Below are 14,073 nucleotides of genomic sequence, written 5' to 3' on the forward strand. Positions count from 1 at the left end.
CGTTTGAGCGCTATCCGCCAGAATAATTGGCTGACCGTTTCGTCCCACATGGCATGCGAGCGCCGGCGTCGTGGAGCCGGCACCTCCGTCGGGGCCTTCAACCCGGCCCAGCGCTGCCTTGATAGAGAAATGCCATCGGCTTTGGCCCTGGCATGTAGCCCGTTTCGAGCCGCGTCAGCCTGAAGCCGTTCTGCTCGATCAGGGATCGAATTGGCCGGTTCAAATGGCAGCCGCCGCCGATCCGCTTCCATGCCGGGGTCAACCAATCCTGCCATTTCCGAACGCCGGCATCCGGCGCCAGGCCGTGCTCGACGAACAGGAGCTGCCCGCCTGGCTTGAGGACGCGACGCATCTCGGCGAGCGCCTGGGCCACCGCCGGTATCGTGCAGAGCGTCCAGGTCGTGACAACAGTGTCGATGCTGCCGCTTTCGATCGGAATCGCCTCCGCCGAGCCTTCGACGAGCGCGACCGGCACGCGGCGCGATTGCTTCCCGGCCATCGAGAGCAATCGCGACGCAGGCTCCAGCCCGATGACCTCACTCACGCCGCCGGAATAGAACGGCAGGTTCAATCCAGAGCCGATGCCGATCTCAAGAACCCTGCCGTCAGCGGCCGAGATGGTGCGTTCCCGATATGGCAGGAGGCGCTTGTTGCGCATTGCCAGATGCACAAGGTGGGGAACGATGCAAGTGCCGTAGAAGCTCACGCTTTCCTCGCTCCGGTATGATGGTAACAGCGCACAACACAAGGTGCGCGCTTGATCAGCGTCATTTCGGGCCTGACCGCAGGTACTTGATCAGCGCGGCGGCGGCGAGAACGAGCACGATGATCACCAGCAACCAGATCAGCCACATCCCGCCGGCCATCATCCAGCCCATATCGCCCATCATCTGATTCATGCTTCTGCTCTTTCGGTTTGCGGCGGCGAGCGCTGTGAAAGCGCTCGCCGCGACTTCACGCTCTTCAAGCGGCTGCCGAGGGGCGGTCGCCGAGGAAGAGGTACTTGACCAGGGCGGCGCCCGACAGCGCCAACAGCGCCAGTAACGCGATACCGCCCGCAATCATCGGCCAGCCGTTCGCAGCGCATTCAAAAGCGGTGTTCGTCATCAACCACTCCATTCCATCAAAGTTTCACCATCTACGCAGAGGCGCTCAGCGACCTCTATGGGATGAATTCGCAGGAGGGAGGCTGCCGGTTACACTCAAAACCAGGCTTACCACGGGGCAAGGCTACCATCGCAGAAGGTGCGGACCGAGGACTGCGCCCAGCAGAGTCCAGAGCAGGATGGGGAGTCCGTACCAGATCGCGATGAACGGAATGGAATCGCCAGGGCAATGAAGCGCATAAGCAGTCGCGCCCAGCGCCCCTGCGACCAGGCCGGCGATCGCGCCAGTACGCCTCAGGTCCGTCGGTGCCGCCATGCGCAGCGCCCAGATCAGCGCTGCAAACGGAGCGATCGCAAAGAGCGGTATGCACATGAGACAAGTCAACCACTCCGGACCGAAGATCATGTCCTGGCGCGTCATCGGCGTGGCGAGCAGGATGGCGCCCAAGCCGAGGGAAGCGATTGCCAGGAAGGGCAGAAGGAGAAAAGCCAATCGCCTCCGCACGTTTCGACCGGGGTAACTCGCCGCAATCAGGAACAACGTGCCGAGAGCCACCAAGCTTAGCGTAAAGAGCAGCTTGACGAGCAGGAGCATCGAACCTGCGCCTTGGAACACGTCCGGCCGAAGGCCAACCGTGATCAGCATCAGGATGACAGCAGCCACGCCGCCGATCACCAGCGCCACGGCGAGCGCTTTGCCGACGATCCCACGCCTAACGGGCTGGACATCCGAACTCAGAAGGTCGATGAACTGGCTGGTCTTCACGACGGCCGCCCTTTGCTGATCAGGAGGGCCAATGCCTTCATGCCGCGATGCACGGACACCTTGATGGCGGATTCGGACATGCCCGATCGCGCAGCAGCCTCGCTCACGCTCAATCCGTCCAGCTTCACGTACTGAATGGCTTGCCGCATCTTTGGCGCGATGCGGGCCAGGAGCATCTGCAAGTCGTACGCGCTCTCGGCGTCCGACAGGTCGTCATGAGCAAGCAGATCGTCCGCCTCTTCAATCGGCAGGTCCTTGATCGAGACCCTCGTGCGCCGCAGATGATCCAAGAGCTTGTAGCGCGCGATGGCATAGGCCCAGGGCGTGAACGGCTGGGAGGGATCATAGGTATGACGGCGCGTGTGAATTCCGATCAACGCTTCCTGCACCAGATCCTCTGCTTCCACGGCACCTCGACCTAGTCGGGCGAGCCGACCCTTGAAGTAGGCCCGCAAGTGCCCGGTCAGCTTGGACAGCAACGCCTTGTAAGCGGCCGCGTCCCCCCGCAGGCCCTCGGTCATGAGGGCCTGGAGTTCGCGCTCGGCAGACTTCACGTTCATTAGTTCGCAGGACCCGCGGCATCGGTTACAGGCGGGAGGGTAAAGTAGCCCCTGGAATGCCCATGACAAAGGTGGTCTGGGTGGCATGAGGCCTCGATTGTCCGGTGGCACAGATGATTGACACATTGGAAGCTTGGTAAAGGGGGAAGGCTGCTGACCATTCCGGTGCGGCCAACCATCACATCCGCGAGATGCATGCTTGTTCAAGGCCGGCTTTGAAGCCAGACTGTCGGCAATGAGACGCGAACGGTTCAGACTGGTCTATGTTCTGGTGCTCGGCCTTCTGGCGGTCCTGGGCTTGGGCGTCTCTTCTGTGCAAGCGAGCAAGATGGCCGCGGGCATGTCCATGTCAGGGCAACACATGTCCGCGAGTGGCGGCAGCGATTGCGGCTTGTGCAAGGAGACTCCGAGCGGCGCCGAGATCATGGTTTGTGACGCCACATGCACGGCGCCCGTGAGCGCCGCGGTGCCGCAGCTCTTTGTTCTGCTCATCCAGCGCCCGGTTGATCGCCCACTGTCCGAGTCCCCGATTCCGTCCGGCTGGATAACATCGCCCAATCCTCACCCTCCGAAACGCATCGTCCTAATCTGACGCCCTGTCGGTCTGCGGGCTGACAGGAGGCGCCTGGGCGCGCTCGCGCGAGTACGGGCAGGGGCGTTGTACGGCGCAATCGACGCGATTTCATCAATACGCGACGCCGCCCATCATGAGTAACGGGTTCGAGGTTTAGGATGATGACAGAGTACACTTCATCGATGTCGCGCCGCAGCGTCCTGTTGGCCGGTGCCGGCGTCGCGCTCGCTGCGGCGACGCCTTGGAGAGCGCCGGCAGATGGCGTGCGAGAGATCAGGCTTGCGGCGGCGCCGGGTCGAGCCTTGCTGGTCGGCAGCGATCCCCAGACTGACGTGCTGGGGTATGATGGAAAGGTACCTGGCCCGACGCTGCGGCTCAAGCAGGGTCAGCCCGTGCGCATCATCGTCGAGAACAAGCTTGACCAGGACACCACGGTCCATTGGCATGGCATTCGACTGCCCAATGCCATGGACGGCGTGCCGGGCCTGACGCAGCCGCCGATCAGGCCTGGCGAAAGCTTCACCTACGAATTCACGCCGCCGGATGCGGGCACCTTCTGGTACCACCCCCATGCCAACAGCCTCCAGCAGCTTGGTCGGGGCCTCGCTGGCGCGCTGATCGTGGAAGCGCAGGAGGCGTACCCGGCTGATCGCGAAATCCTTTGGGTGATCAGTGATTGGCGGCTGAGGCCAGATGCGCAGATTGCAAGCGGGTTCGGCAATCCCATGGAAGCAGGGATGTCCGGCCGCGTCGGCAACGCGGTAACGATCAATGGCGCGTTGCCGACGGTCGAGTCAGTCCAGGCCGGAGAGCGTATCCGCCTGCGCCTCGTCAATAGCGCGCTGGCGCGCATCATGGCGCTGCGCTTCGAAGATCACCGACCGGTGATCGTTGCGATCGACGGGCAGCCTTGCGATCCGCACGAACCTGAAGGTGATCATCTTCTTCTCGGTCCTGCCATGCGCATCGATGTCGTGCTCGACATGGTTGGCGAGCCGGGTCGGCGATACCGCGTCGTTGACGATTTCTACGATGATCTTGCCTATACGCTCGTCCAGCTCGCCTACGATGAGAAGCCATTGGAGCGCAGAACTCCGCTTGGCGCCGTCGCCCGTTTATCCGAGAATCCTATTCCCGAGCCGGACCTCGCCTCCTCCGAACGCCACGAGCTTGCTCTCCAGGGCGGAATGATGAGTGGCATGGGCCGCATGATGGGCGACGGAATGATGGATAGGATGATGGATGGCATGATGGGCGGCGGAATGATGGACGGAATGATGGACGGAATGATGGGCGGCATGGGCGGCGCGGCCTGGTCCATCAACGGCACTTCGATGAGCGGCGACGGACACGCGGGCATGAAGCCGCTCCTCACGCTGAAGCGGGACCGCACGCACATTCTCGCGCTCCGCAACGAGACCGCTTGGTGGCATCCCATGCATTTGCACGGCCACAGCTTCCTTGTCCTGAGCCGGAACGGCACGCGCAATCCCAGACGCGAGTGGAGCGATACGGTGCTTATCCCGCCGAGGAAGTTTGTGGACGTCGCGTTCGTGGCCGACAATCCCGGCGACTGGATGCTGCATTGCCACGTCACGGATCACCAGATGTCCGGCCTCATGACCGTTCTGCGGGTTGCTTAAGGCTCGTCTCACGGAGGAGGTTCACATGAAGCGTACGATCAAGATCGCCGCCCTGCTGACCGTGGTCGCCTTGCCATGGCGCGCCCTGGCCGATACCGATCCAGGCCACGCTTTACAAGAATCCGCAGTGCGGCTGCTGCGATGATGAGGACGCCTTACCTCATGAACACGACCAAGCGTGGCCCGGTTAACACGATGCGCCTGATTGCACGATGTCTGCTGGCGCTGGCGATGATGATGACACCCTGGTCAACCGCCTTTGCCCATTCCATCGATGAGACCGCGGCGATGCTCGGCGGAAAGGAGAAGTATTTCCAGCCGATCGACAAGGTAGCGCCGAACTTCACGCTGCGAGACGCAGACGACCGCATCTTTCGGCTGGCCGACTTCCGCAACAAGGTCATCGTCTTGCATTTCGTCTACACCCACTGTCCGGATGTCTGCCCGCTGCATGCCGAGCGCATCGCCCAAATCCAGACCATGATCAAGCAAGGGCACATGCAGGATCGGGTGCAGTTCATCACGATCACCACCGATCCCAGCCGGGATACGCAGCAGGTGTTGCGCGACTACGGCAAGGTGCATGGGCTTAAGTCTGCGAACTGGCTGTTCCTGACAACCACGGCCGATCAGCCGGAAGACGAGACGCGTCGCCTGGCCGAGTCCTTTGGGCACAAGTTCACGAAGGAGAAGGACGGGTACCAGATGCACGGAATCGTCACCCACGTGGTTGATCGTGAAGGGCGGTGGCGGGCGAACTTCCATGGCCTGGAATTTGACCCGACGAACATGGTTGTCTTCGTCAACGCGCTGATCAATGACGTGCACCCCGAGCCCGCGGAGCAAGGCGGCTTTTGGGGCTGGTTGAAATCGCTGTTCTGACGAGCGAAGACCCTGCACAATCGAACCTCCGCCCCCGAAGGAGATGACCAAATGGCCGAATTCGCGACCCCGGATCCCTATGGAGTGCTGACCGAGGCTGACACCTTAGAGATCCGGCGCCTGCTGCCCGGCCCCATCGAGCGCGTCTGGACGTATCTTACGGAGAGCGAACTGCGCCGCCAGTGGCTCGCAGCGGGCCACATGGAACTCAAGGTCGGCGCGCCCGTCGCGTTCGTTTGGCGAAACGACGAGCTGACCGATCCGCCCGGCCAGCGGCCCGCCGGCTTCGGCGACGAGCACCGGATGCAGAGCCGGATCACCGAGCTCGATCCGCCTCGCAAGCTCGCCATCGTCTGGGAAGGCAGCGGCGACGTTTCCTTCGAGCTGGAACCAAAGGGTGATAAGGTGCTGCTCACCGTGATCCACCGCCGTCTGCCCAACCGCGTGAGCCTGTTGAATCACGGCGCCGGCTGGCACATGCATCTCGACCTGCTGGTGGCGCGCGTGTCAGGCGTGGAGCCGGCGCCATTCTGGGACGGCTTCAGCCGCCTGCTGCAGGAATACGACCGGCGACTGCCGGCCGATGGTCGTGCATGATGCCGCACTGATCCTGGCCGCGGTTGCCGAGGACAGCTGGATCCGGAGCTAGAGACAAATAGGCGTCCCTGCCCGGGCTTTGTCCGCCAAACGTTTCTTGATGTCGCCGAGCCGTCGGGTTTTATGCGCCGCGGAACTTCACGCCGACAGCTCCATTCCGCGCCCACCGCAACTCGCAGGGAATGAGGCGCCCATCCAGCATCTGAAGCTGAAAATCATGGGGCAATATGATTGGATCGCGAAGGAGCAGCTTTGCGCCGCCCTCGGAGAGATCGCGGACCGAGCAGTCGATGACGCTTTGGCCATTGTTGAAGACGACCTTGCCGCCCTTGATCACCCGGCGCCGACGTTGGATTCGGCGCTCGGGCGCCGCGTCTACCGCGCAGGCGATGCTCGTCGTTGATGCTAGCGAGTCCAAGCAGCGACATCCTTCAGTCATTTTGCCGAAAGCTCAGCGGTAAGCCATGCCGCTCGCGTCGCACGCCGTTGCTTGCCCTACGGTCGGTCCAGCGCGCTACGCTGGGACGCGAGCTGCACGACCCAATGCTTTAGCTTGCGGGCCGCTCCAAGGGTATGGCTGCAAAAGGCTGTATGTCATCTGGAGTAGGATTGCGGGTCCTGAAGGGCGTTCGACGCCAATGGCGGACTCGCCAGGATGCGGGGACCTTGCCTGATATGAATGGCCAGCCGCCTATGGCCGATCCAGATGGTTCGATTGAGTCTGACCCAAGGCGGGTCCTGGCGCGGCTCAGGCCTCGGCTTCCACCCTGCGGGTGACGCGTCGCGCCACTGACCCGACCGTGCCGCCCTGCACGATCACCGAGAACACGACGATGATGTAGGTCGCGGTCAGGATGACGTCGCGCATCGGGCTCGCCGGCAGTGACAGGGCCAGCGCGATCGAGATGCCACCGCGCAAGCCGCCCCACAGCAGGATGGGAAAGCTGCCGCGCAGCCGCGCCGAGAAGATGTTGATGACGGCCAGCGGCGGCCAGACCGAGCCGGCGCGGGCGAGCAGCACCAGCGGAATGGCCATGAGACCGATCGCGATCGCGGACCAGTGGGTGCTGATCGCCACGACCTCGAGCCCGATCAGCAGGAACAGCGCCGAGTTCAGGATCTCGTCGAGCAGGGACCAGAATTTCTGCATGTGATCGCGGGTCCGCTCGCTGACCGCGTGCTTCATGCCGTGATTGCCGATGAGAAGGCCGGCGACGGCCATGGCGATCGGGCCGCTGACATGGATGTGATGCGCAATCGCATAGCCGCCCATCACCATGGCGAGGCTGATCAGGACTTCGAGGTTGTGTTCGTCGATCGAGCGCATCGCGATGAAGCCGAGATAGCCGACGCAAAGGCCGAGCAGCGCGCCGCCGAACGCCTCGACGATGAAGAGTTCCGCGCCGTGCGCAAAAGAGATCGGCTGGTCGGTGACGGCGGCGCCGACCAGGATCAGGAAAACGACCAGGCCGACGCCGTCATTGAAGAGGGATTCACCGGCGACCGTGGATTCCAGCGATTTGGAGACCTTGGCGTTCTTGAGAATGCCCATGACGGCGACGGGATCGGTCGGGCTGATGAGCGCGCCGAAGACGAGGCACCAGGCAAACGGGAGATCGACGCCGAAGAGTGCGGCCAGCAGCCTGAAGCCGGCGCCGACGATCAAGGTCGAGAGCAGGACGCCGATGGTGCTGAGCGTCGCCACCGCCCACTTGTTGCGCCTCAGCTCCGAGAGATCGACGTGCAGCGCGCCGGCGAACAGCAGGAACGACAGCATGCCGTCGATCAAGGCTTCGTGGAAGTCGATCTGGGCGAGATAGGCCGTCAGCGTCGCGACGAGATGAAAATAGGGGACGACGAAATCGATCAGGATGACCAGCAGCGAGGCTGCGGCACCCATGACGGTGAGGCCGATCGCCTGAGGCAGGCCAAGAAGCCGGTGATTGAGATAGCCAAGAAAGGCCGCGAGCACGATGAGGGCCGCGGCGGCATCGAGTGGGGTCAGCGTCATGGTTTTTCTGAAAAGACTCGCATCGATGGATGTGCACTATATCCGGAAGTGTGGACGGTACTGAGCCCAGCGTGCCGACCGGCGGCAGCGCCTGCGCACCGCCGAACCGATCGATCACATTGATCGCAACCCCTCGGCCCATCGGTGGATAACTCAGGCACGTGGGATAGCGTGCGAGCATCTGCTTCGGGGTCACGCTGAGAGGTCTGCCGCCGAGCCCAAGCGGCCGCTTTGATTTTGTCGTTTCGGTCGGGAACAAAGTCACTCCCCGGCGCATTCGGCCTAGGCCTTTGTTCGCACGATTATAACCCTGCAGATTGCATTTTTGTGGCGTACGTCGCCGTCTAGCGCGGGATAGGCATTCCGGTTGCCGTGGTCGCGGCTCGATATTTTAAGATTTTGAGAGGGGCAATTTCTTGAATACTGTCACTTTTTTCATCACGACTGCGCGGTCTGGCACCCAGTGGATTTCTGGCACGCTGCGGCGGCTATATCCCGACTTGCTCTCGGTCGAGCATGAACCGATCAGATATTCCTACGCACCTAGGCGTTGCATCCGCAATCACGACGAGCTTACAGTCCTACGCACGCTCCCCGCAATAGAGCGCCATCTCGATGGCATCCGCGAGACGCTGAACGGCAAGTCCTACGTCGAAGTGGGTTTCCCGGCATTTGCGGCGGCGCCCCTCTTGCTGCAGGAGTTTGGCGAGCGTCTTCGTCTCGTTCAGCTCGTGCGGCATCCGGCCCGCGTCGCAGCGTCAATCGTCACGCATCGATGGTACGAGGCAGGCGCTCGGCCCGACATTGCGGCAGACGTCGCTCTCACGCCAAGCGATCCAGGCGTACGCTTGCGGCACTACTCCGACCAGTGGTCAGGCATGAGCCAGTTCGAGAAGGCGCTTTTTTTCTGGGCAGAGGTGCACCTCTACGGCTTGGAGGTGCAGGCGGCGCTTCCGACCGTTCCCTTCCTCCGAATCTCCTTTGAGGATATCCTTGCGAGCCATGATGCTCGTGTCTCGTTCGCGCAATTTCTCGATCTCCCCTATAGGTCGGCGTTCGACGGCGCTCCGAACCAGAACGTCGATCAGTACCGAAAACAGACTGTCGCGACTATCGAACCGAGCAGAATCAACAAATATGCGGAGATCGCGAGTCTCGCCGCGCAATTCGGTTATCACACGGGTTTCGAAGAGAGCCGCGCGTTCCATTCGCGCTATCGCACGCCCTGGTCCACAAGGGCCAAGCGTCGCTTGAGAGCGACCCTGCACGCATGTCAGGCAAACCTGCAAATTCGGGAGAAGCAGTCTTGAGTCGTGGAGACGCGGAGTGGCAGCTATCAGACGCGATCTAACCGATAGTAACGAGCTGGCGCCGTCGATCGGCGCGGGACGGTCGACGGCACAATGGGTTCGTCGGCGAACGGCCCTTCGCGAGTAGCGACGCCGGGGGCATCATCTCAGCATGGCCAAGATCTTTGCAGTCATTGTGACGTTCAACCGGGCGGAGTTGCTGCGGCGCTGCCTCAGCTGTGTCTTTGCACAGTCCCGCCACTGCGATCGGGTCATTGTGATCGACAATTGCAGTTCCGACGGAACGTCGGAGATGCTTCGCCGGGAATGGGCCGATCGCGTTGAAGTCCACACGTTGCCTGACAATCTTGGAGCCGCGGGCGGGTTCAACGCCGGAATCCGGATCGCCTATCAGCGAGGCGCGGACTTCGTCTGGGTGATGGATGACGATGTCTTGCCGAGTCAAGACGCGCTGGCGAAGCTGATCGAGGCCGATCAATTCCTTGCCAACAGTGGAATCGCCCCCGCTTTCGTTCTGTCAGCCGCTTGGGCGGAGGACGGCAGCCCGATCAACGTACCGAAGATCAATACCCGCCCAGGGGCAAGCGGGTACGAGAGCTGGCCGCGCTTTCTCGACCGCAAGATCGTGCCTGTGACCCGCGCCACGTTTGTATCAATCCTTCTTCCTCGTGCAGTGATTCAAGAGTACGGCCTGCCGCTGGCGCAGATGTTCATCTGGGGCGAGGATTCCGAGTATACGCTTCGCATCACGGATCAACGGCCTGGATTCCTGGTAGCGGAAAGCAGGGTCCTTCACCTGAGGCAGTTAAGCGGTGCCGTCAACATCATGACGGAATCGAACGGCACGCGGCTCAAATACCACCGCCACCTGATCCGGAACCACATGTACGTCGCTCGGAGATACACGCCCAGACTGGAATATTATCGGCATGCGATCCGGCAGGCTCAATTGGTGCTGCGGCTGATGAAGGCCCGTGAGTTCGGGAGGGCTGGCATTGTATTGACCGGCATATTCGAGAGCTTTTGGTTCAATCCGTCGATTGAAAGGGCAGACGCGCTGCCATCTCGAACGGACGCAACCATCCTGTCCAGCCGCCCCGTCATCGAAGATGCTGAAAATGGTGATCCGAAGCCGCAGCGCCTCGCGGGATCGCGCACGCCCGAGGGGCGCGCCACATGAGCACGGAAAGGCATATGGAAGGCGTTGCTCTCAGCAGCGACAGAGCGCGCCCGGCAAGTCCGGCAAGATACCTGTTCGCGGTCATCGGCGGGGCGATCCTGGCCCTCGCCATGTTGTCCACCCTATACGCTACTCTCTACGTGACGGCCTATCTGCCGCCGCCACCGCTCACCAACAACGTGTGCGCAGACGAGAAACTGGTCTTCCTGCGCCACAACCCGCCGGTTCATCCGAACTTTCTGGTCGCCGGCTCGTCCATCGCCTGGCGCAACATCGACAGCGCGGTGATCGCCGGCAGCCTACCTGGCGCGCGGCCCCTGAATGGGGGCTTTTGCGGGATGCAGATCAACCAGTCCGCCTTCATCACGGACTGGATGATCGATCGGTTGCCCTCCATCGGTCGGGTGCTGCTGGTCGTGTCGCCGATGGACCTCGTCAGCTGCAAGGGTTCTGGCCAGGTGTTCGATCCGGAGGATGCCAGGAAACTGGTGTTCGAGGGCCAGCCCATGTGGAGCTTCTACCTGCGATATTTCGATCCGATATCGCTCAGGCGGAACATAGACCGGCAAATACAGATCCGCGAGCAGGCCCGCATTCTGAAGGTCGATCGCAGCTTCACGAAGTACGGTGACGCCCCGCTGGATACGGACGAGAACCGGGGGCTGTTCTACGGCCCGATGCCCGAACCAGACCCGAGCTGCTTTTCTGCTCTCCGCGCACTGGCGAGCGAACTGGCCGAGCGGAACCGCAGCATGACCGTCGTGATAGCACCGATGCATCCCCGCTGGAAATCGCAATACGACCCAGATGGCACGTTTCGAGAGCGGTTCTCCCTGCAGTTGAAGCGAGCGCTGCAAGGAACCGGCGCGCAGTTCTGGAATGCGGACGGGGCAAAGATCCTGGATGCTTCGGCCTTCACTGATGCGATCCACATCCGTTGGTCCTCTGCGAGGACTCTGACGAAAGAGATCGTGGAGAGACTAGCCGTTGAGTAGGCACCGATGGGATCCGCTCCGCTCGACCGGAGTGGACAGCTGCCGGAGGTGAAGCCGACATATGGCAGGTCCGTCCAGGACGCTTCAGCCTGACCCCGCGTTGGTCGAAAACCAAGCACACTTCGACGCGGAAAGACCAGAACCTCGCGATACCGGCGCAAGACTGTCGCTGTCCACAGACAGGTGTTGCCGGGAATCGAGGAGCCATCATGCGCGTAGCAATCATCGGCCAGCAGGCATTCGGCAAGGACGTGCTGGAAGCATTCCTGGCGCGCGGCCACGAGGTCGCTGGCGTGTTCTGCGCGCCGGAAAAGCTAGGAGCGCGCCCGGATCCGCTGCGCGTTGCCGCTGAAGAGCAAGGGCTCAAGGTGTTCCAGCTGCCGAACCTGACCAGCCCAGCGGCGCAAGAGGCGCTGCGCGCGCTCGACGCCGACCTGGCCGTCATGGCCTATGTACTGCAGTTCGCCTCCCAGTCCTTCGTCAGCATCCCGAGGCACGGCACGATCCAGTACCACCCCTCTTTGCTGCCGAAATACCGGGGGCCGAGCTCGATCAACTGGCCGATCATCAAGGGCGATACCGAGACGGGGCTCACCATCTTCCGGCCGACGGACGGGCTCGACGAAGGGCCGGTCATCCTCCAGAAGAAAGTCGCGATCGGGCCCGACGATACGCTGGGCAGCGTCTATTTCGACCGCCTCTTCCCGCTCGGGGTCGCGGCCATGCTGGAAGCGGCGGACCTCGTCGTGTCGGGCCGTCATACGGAAACGGTCCAGGACGAGACACTCGCTTCCTACGAGGGCTGGTGCCGCGATGCGGAATCGCGGATCAACTGGAACAGCCACATCGACCTGATCCACAACCTGATCCGTGGCTGCGACCCGGCGCCTGGCGCGTGGACCCTGGTGCACGGCCATAAGGTACGGCTGTTCGAGGCCAGGAAGCATCCCGTGCGCCGCTTCGGGGACGTCATCGGCAAGCCTGGCGAGATCGTCTCCGTCGGCGAACAGAGCATCCAGATCGCTGTCCAGGGTGGCCTGATCGAGATCGCGAAGGTTCGCGCCAGTGCCGGCCAGAAGCTGTCGGCCGCAGCATTCGCGAAGTCGCACGGCCTGTCGGCCGGAGACCGGCTGGAGTCTGCGGCGCCGCTGAGCCCGGCGCTGGCAGCGGACTAGCTGCGCCGTGATCTCCTCCCCACGATAGCCCCGCCTTGAGCAGCCGCGGCTAGCCCCTGGCGGCGGCCTGCAGCGCAGCGATGTCGAGCTTCACCATTTTGAGCATGGCTTCGGTCACCCGCTTGGCCTTCGCGCGGTCCGGGTCCTTCATCAGCGCACCGAGCCCTTTGGGACAAATCTGCCAGGAGAGTCCCCAGCGATCACGCAGCCAGCCGCATTGCTCCGTGGCGCCGCCGTCCTTCAGGGCATCCCAAAGCCGATCGATCTCCGCCTGCGTGTCGCATTCGACCATGATGGAGAAGCTGTGATTGAAGGGGTCGAGGGGGCCGGCCTCGATCGCCATGTAGCGTTGGTCGCCGAGGGTGAAGGACGCGATCTTGACGCTTCCCGCCGGGCCGCTGGGAGTCTCGGCGGGTATCGTTGTGGTCCATTCAATCGCCGAGCCGGGAATCAAGGACGTGTAGAAGCCGACCGCCGCCTCCATGTCCTTTTCGAACCACAGATGTTGACTGACTTTCATGGTCTTGCTCCTTTCAGACAGCGCGCACGCCCGCACGGGCCGCCTCGGATCCCTCCGAACAGCCGATGCCCGCCTGATGCACGCCTCCATAGGACGTTTAAAAGGACCGGCGCCCGACAGGACGGTGGCGATTTTTTTGCGTCGGGGTGGGCTATGGCTGCAGAGAGGCAGCTTGACCCTGACCGGATGAAAATGCCTCCTTCTACATGATCTGCGCGGTATGAAGCCGATCAGCGGAATCGGCGGATGCACAAGGAGGAACAGTTCGTGCTCTATGCAATCTTGGCTTATCACGCGGAGGGCGTGGTCGAATCGTGAACCAAGGAGGAGGATGCGGCGCTCATGGCCGACCTGCTCCAGGTCAATGATCGCCTGATCCGGGAGAAGTGCTTAGGCCCCGCCGCACGGCTTGGCCCGACACGGCGCGCCGTGACCTTGCGGGGAAAGGGCGACGGCATGATCACGGACGGCCCGTTCGCCGAGACCAAGGAGCAGTTGCTCGGCTTCTACGTCGTGGATTGTCCGGCGCTCGAGGCGGCCATTGCGGCGGCGCGCGACCTGCGGCGCGCCAATCCGACCGCGGTCTATGAAATACGACCGATCGCGCTCTATCGCCCTGGTGCGCCGCTGGAAGGCCGAGACGAGAGCTGAAGCTATCGCAACTGGAACCAGCTGCGGCTGCAGCTGACGCGGGGCGGATGCAACGTATCTAGCCTCAGCGCGTCGAGCTCAGCGCAGCGGTGACTCTTGGTCC

Annotated in this window: 16 protein-coding genes and 1 pseudogene; 8 read left to right on the forward strand and 9 right to left on the reverse strand. The window is 62.5% G+C overall.

Annotated features, from left to right (window positions below; genetic code table 11):
• Positions 1–97: 97 nt before the first annotated feature.
• The 5 genes from DTX69_RS21645 to DTX69_RS21655 all read right to left on the reverse strand — a co-directional run bounded on the left by DTX69_RS21645 (position 98) and on the right by DTX69_RS21655 (position 2,432).
• Complete coding sequence (locus DTX69_RS21645; protein ID WP_284735975.1) at positions 98–706, reverse strand: class I SAM-dependent methyltransferase; 609 nt, start codon at positions 704–706, stop codon at positions 98–100.
• Positions 707–767: 61 nt separating this feature from the next.
• Complete coding sequence (locus DTX69_RS30805) at positions 768–899, reverse strand: SHOCT domain-containing protein (RefSeq protein WP_284735976.1); 132 nt, start codon at positions 897–899, stop codon at positions 768–770.
• 64 nt (positions 900–963) lie between these two features.
• Positions 964–1,107 carry a hypothetical protein gene (locus DTX69_RS30310; RefSeq protein ID WP_162917435.1) on the reverse strand — a complete coding sequence of 48 codons (144 nt, stop codon included), beginning with the start codon at positions 1,105–1,107 and terminating at the stop codon, positions 964–966.
• Between the two features lie 123 nt (positions 1,108–1,230).
• Positions 1,231–1,872, reverse strand: coding sequence for an NrsF family protein (locus DTX69_RS21650; protein WP_162917436.1), 642 nt, complete (start codon positions 1,870–1,872; stop codon positions 1,231–1,233).
• On the reverse strand, positions 1,869–2,432 hold the full coding sequence (locus DTX69_RS21655) for a sigma-70 family RNA polymerase sigma factor (RefSeq protein ID WP_119303670.1): 564 nt from the start codon (positions 2,430–2,432) through the stop codon (positions 1,869–1,871). Before DTX69_RS21655 ends, DTX69_RS21650 begins: the two co-directional genes overlap by 4 nt.
• A gap of 732 nt (positions 2,433–3,164) precedes the next feature.
• On the opposite strand from DTX69_RS21655, the gene DTX69_RS21665 reads away from it, so the two are divergent.
• From DTX69_RS21665 to DTX69_RS21675, 3 genes are all read left to right on the forward strand, one after another.
• Positions 3,165–4,649, forward strand: coding sequence for a multicopper oxidase family protein (locus DTX69_RS21665; protein ID WP_119303672.1), 1,485 nt, complete (start codon positions 3,165–3,167; stop codon positions 4,647–4,649).
• 162 nt (positions 4,650–4,811) lie between these two features.
• Positions 4,812–5,531: an SCO family protein gene (locus tag DTX69_RS21670; protein WP_284735977.1), complete on the forward strand. Its 720-nt coding sequence runs from the start codon at positions 4,812–4,814 to the stop codon at positions 5,529–5,531.
• Between the two features lie 51 nt (positions 5,532–5,582).
• On the forward strand, positions 5,583–6,128 hold the full coding sequence (locus DTX69_RS21675) for an SRPBCC family protein (RefSeq protein ID WP_119303673.1): 546 nt from the start codon (positions 5,583–5,585) through the stop codon (positions 6,126–6,128).
• Positions 6,129–6,249: 121 nt separating this feature from the next.
• Here the strand turns inward: DTX69_RS21675 and DTX69_RS31085 are convergent, their stop codons facing one another.
• The 3 genes from DTX69_RS31085 to DTX69_RS30315 form a co-directional block, all read right to left on the reverse strand.
• Positions 6,250–6,567 carry a PilZ domain-containing protein gene (locus DTX69_RS31085; RefSeq protein WP_119303674.1) on the reverse strand — a complete coding sequence of 106 codons (318 nt, stop codon included), beginning with the start codon at positions 6,565–6,567 and terminating at the stop codon, positions 6,250–6,252.
• Between the two features lie 309 nt (positions 6,568–6,876).
• Entirely contained in the window at positions 6,877–8,139 is a 1,263-nt protein-coding gene (locus DTX69_RS21685; RefSeq protein ID WP_119303675.1) for a cation:proton antiporter, read from the reverse strand.
• Positions 8,140–8,720: 581 nt separating this feature from the next.
• Complete coding sequence (locus DTX69_RS30315) at positions 8,721–8,879, reverse strand: hypothetical protein (protein ID WP_162917438.1); 159 nt, start codon at positions 8,877–8,879, stop codon at positions 8,721–8,723.
• 138 nt (positions 8,880–9,017) lie between these two features.
• Between DTX69_RS30315 and DTX69_RS30320 the strand changes: the two genes are divergently transcribed.
• The 4 genes from DTX69_RS30320 to DTX69_RS21705 all read left to right on the forward strand — a co-directional run bounded on the left by DTX69_RS30320 (position 9,018) and on the right by DTX69_RS21705 (position 12,799).
• Complete coding sequence (locus DTX69_RS30320) at positions 9,018–9,449, forward strand: hypothetical protein (RefSeq protein WP_162917439.1); 432 nt, start codon at positions 9,018–9,020, stop codon at positions 9,447–9,449.
• A 151-nt stretch (positions 9,450–9,600) separates the two neighbouring features.
• A complete protein-coding gene (locus tag DTX69_RS21695; RefSeq protein ID WP_119303677.1) occupies positions 9,601–10,629 on the forward strand; it encodes a glycosyltransferase family 2 protein in 1,029 nt (342 codons plus the stop codon).
• A gap of 140 nt (positions 10,630–10,769) precedes the next feature.
• Positions 10,770–11,624 carry a hypothetical protein gene (locus DTX69_RS21700; protein ID WP_162917440.1) on the forward strand — a complete coding sequence of 285 codons (855 nt, stop codon included), beginning with the start codon at positions 10,770–10,772 and terminating at the stop codon, positions 11,622–11,624.
• Between the two features lie 209 nt (positions 11,625–11,833).
• Entirely contained in the window at positions 11,834–12,799 is a 966-nt protein-coding gene (locus DTX69_RS21705; protein ID WP_119303679.1) for a methionyl-tRNA formyltransferase, read from the forward strand.
• 49 nt (positions 12,800–12,848) lie between these two features.
• Here the strand turns inward: DTX69_RS21705 and DTX69_RS21710 are convergent, their stop codons facing one another.
• Complete coding sequence (locus DTX69_RS21710; protein WP_119303680.1) at positions 12,849–13,319, reverse strand: VOC family protein; 471 nt, start codon at positions 13,317–13,319, stop codon at positions 12,849–12,851.
• A gap of 336 nt (positions 13,320–13,655) precedes the next feature.
• Between DTX69_RS21710 and DTX69_RS21715 the strand changes: the two are divergent.
• Positions 13,656–13,970: pseudogene (locus DTX69_RS21715) on the forward strand (YciI family protein); the annotation flags it as partial.
• Positions 13,971–14,073: the final 103 nt, after the last annotated feature.

Source organism: Dongia deserti (assembly GCF_003574735.1).
GTDB classification, from domain to species: Bacteria; Pseudomonadota; Alphaproteobacteria; order Dongiales; family Dongiaceae; genus Dongia_A; species Dongia_A deserti.

Coding starts and splice junctions, on each gene's coding strand:
- DTX69_RS21675 (WP_119303673.1), top strand. CDS start 5,583: ATGGCCGAATTCGCGACCCCGGATCCCTATGGAGTGCTGACCGAGGCT.
- DTX69_RS21705 (WP_119303679.1), top strand. CDS start 11,834: ATGCGCGTAGCAATCATCGGCCAGCAGGCATTCGGCAAGGACGTGCTG.
- DTX69_RS30310 (WP_162917435.1), bottom strand. CDS start 1,107: ATGACGAACACCGCTTTTGAATGCGCTGCGAACGGCTGGCCGATGATT.
- DTX69_RS21685 (WP_119303675.1), bottom strand. CDS start 8,139: ATGACGCTGACCCCACTCGATGCCGCCGCGGCCCTCATCGTGCTCGCG.
- DTX69_RS30320 (WP_162917439.1), top strand. CDS start 9,018: ATGAGCCAGTTCGAGAAGGCGCTTTTTTTCTGGGCAGAGGTGCACCTC.
- DTX69_RS21710 (WP_119303680.1), bottom strand. CDS start 13,319: ATGAAAGTCAGTCAACATCTGTGGTTCGAAAAGGACATGGAGGCGGCG.
- DTX69_RS21655 (WP_119303670.1), bottom strand. CDS start 2,432: ATGAACGTGAAGTCTGCCGAGCGCGAACTCCAGGCCCTCATGACCGAG.
- DTX69_RS30805 (WP_284735976.1), bottom strand. CDS start 899: ATGAATCAGATGATGGGCGATATGGGCTGGATGATGGCCGGCGGGATG.
- DTX69_RS21665 (WP_119303672.1), top strand. CDS start 3,165: ATGATGACAGAGTACACTTCATCGATGTCGCGCCGCAGCGTCCTGTTG.
- DTX69_RS21670 (WP_284735977.1), top strand. CDS start 4,812: ATGAACACGACCAAGCGTGGCCCGGTTAACACGATGCGCCTGATTGCA.
- DTX69_RS30315 (WP_162917438.1), bottom strand. CDS start 8,879: ATGCCGCACGAGCTGAACGAGACGAAGACGCTCGCCAAACTCCTGCAG.
- DTX69_RS21695 (WP_119303677.1), top strand. CDS start 9,601: ATGGCCAAGATCTTTGCAGTCATTGTGACGTTCAACCGGGCGGAGTTG.
- DTX69_RS31085 (WP_119303674.1), bottom strand. CDS start 6,567: ATGACTGAAGGATGTCGCTGCTTGGACTCGCTAGCATCAACGACGAGC.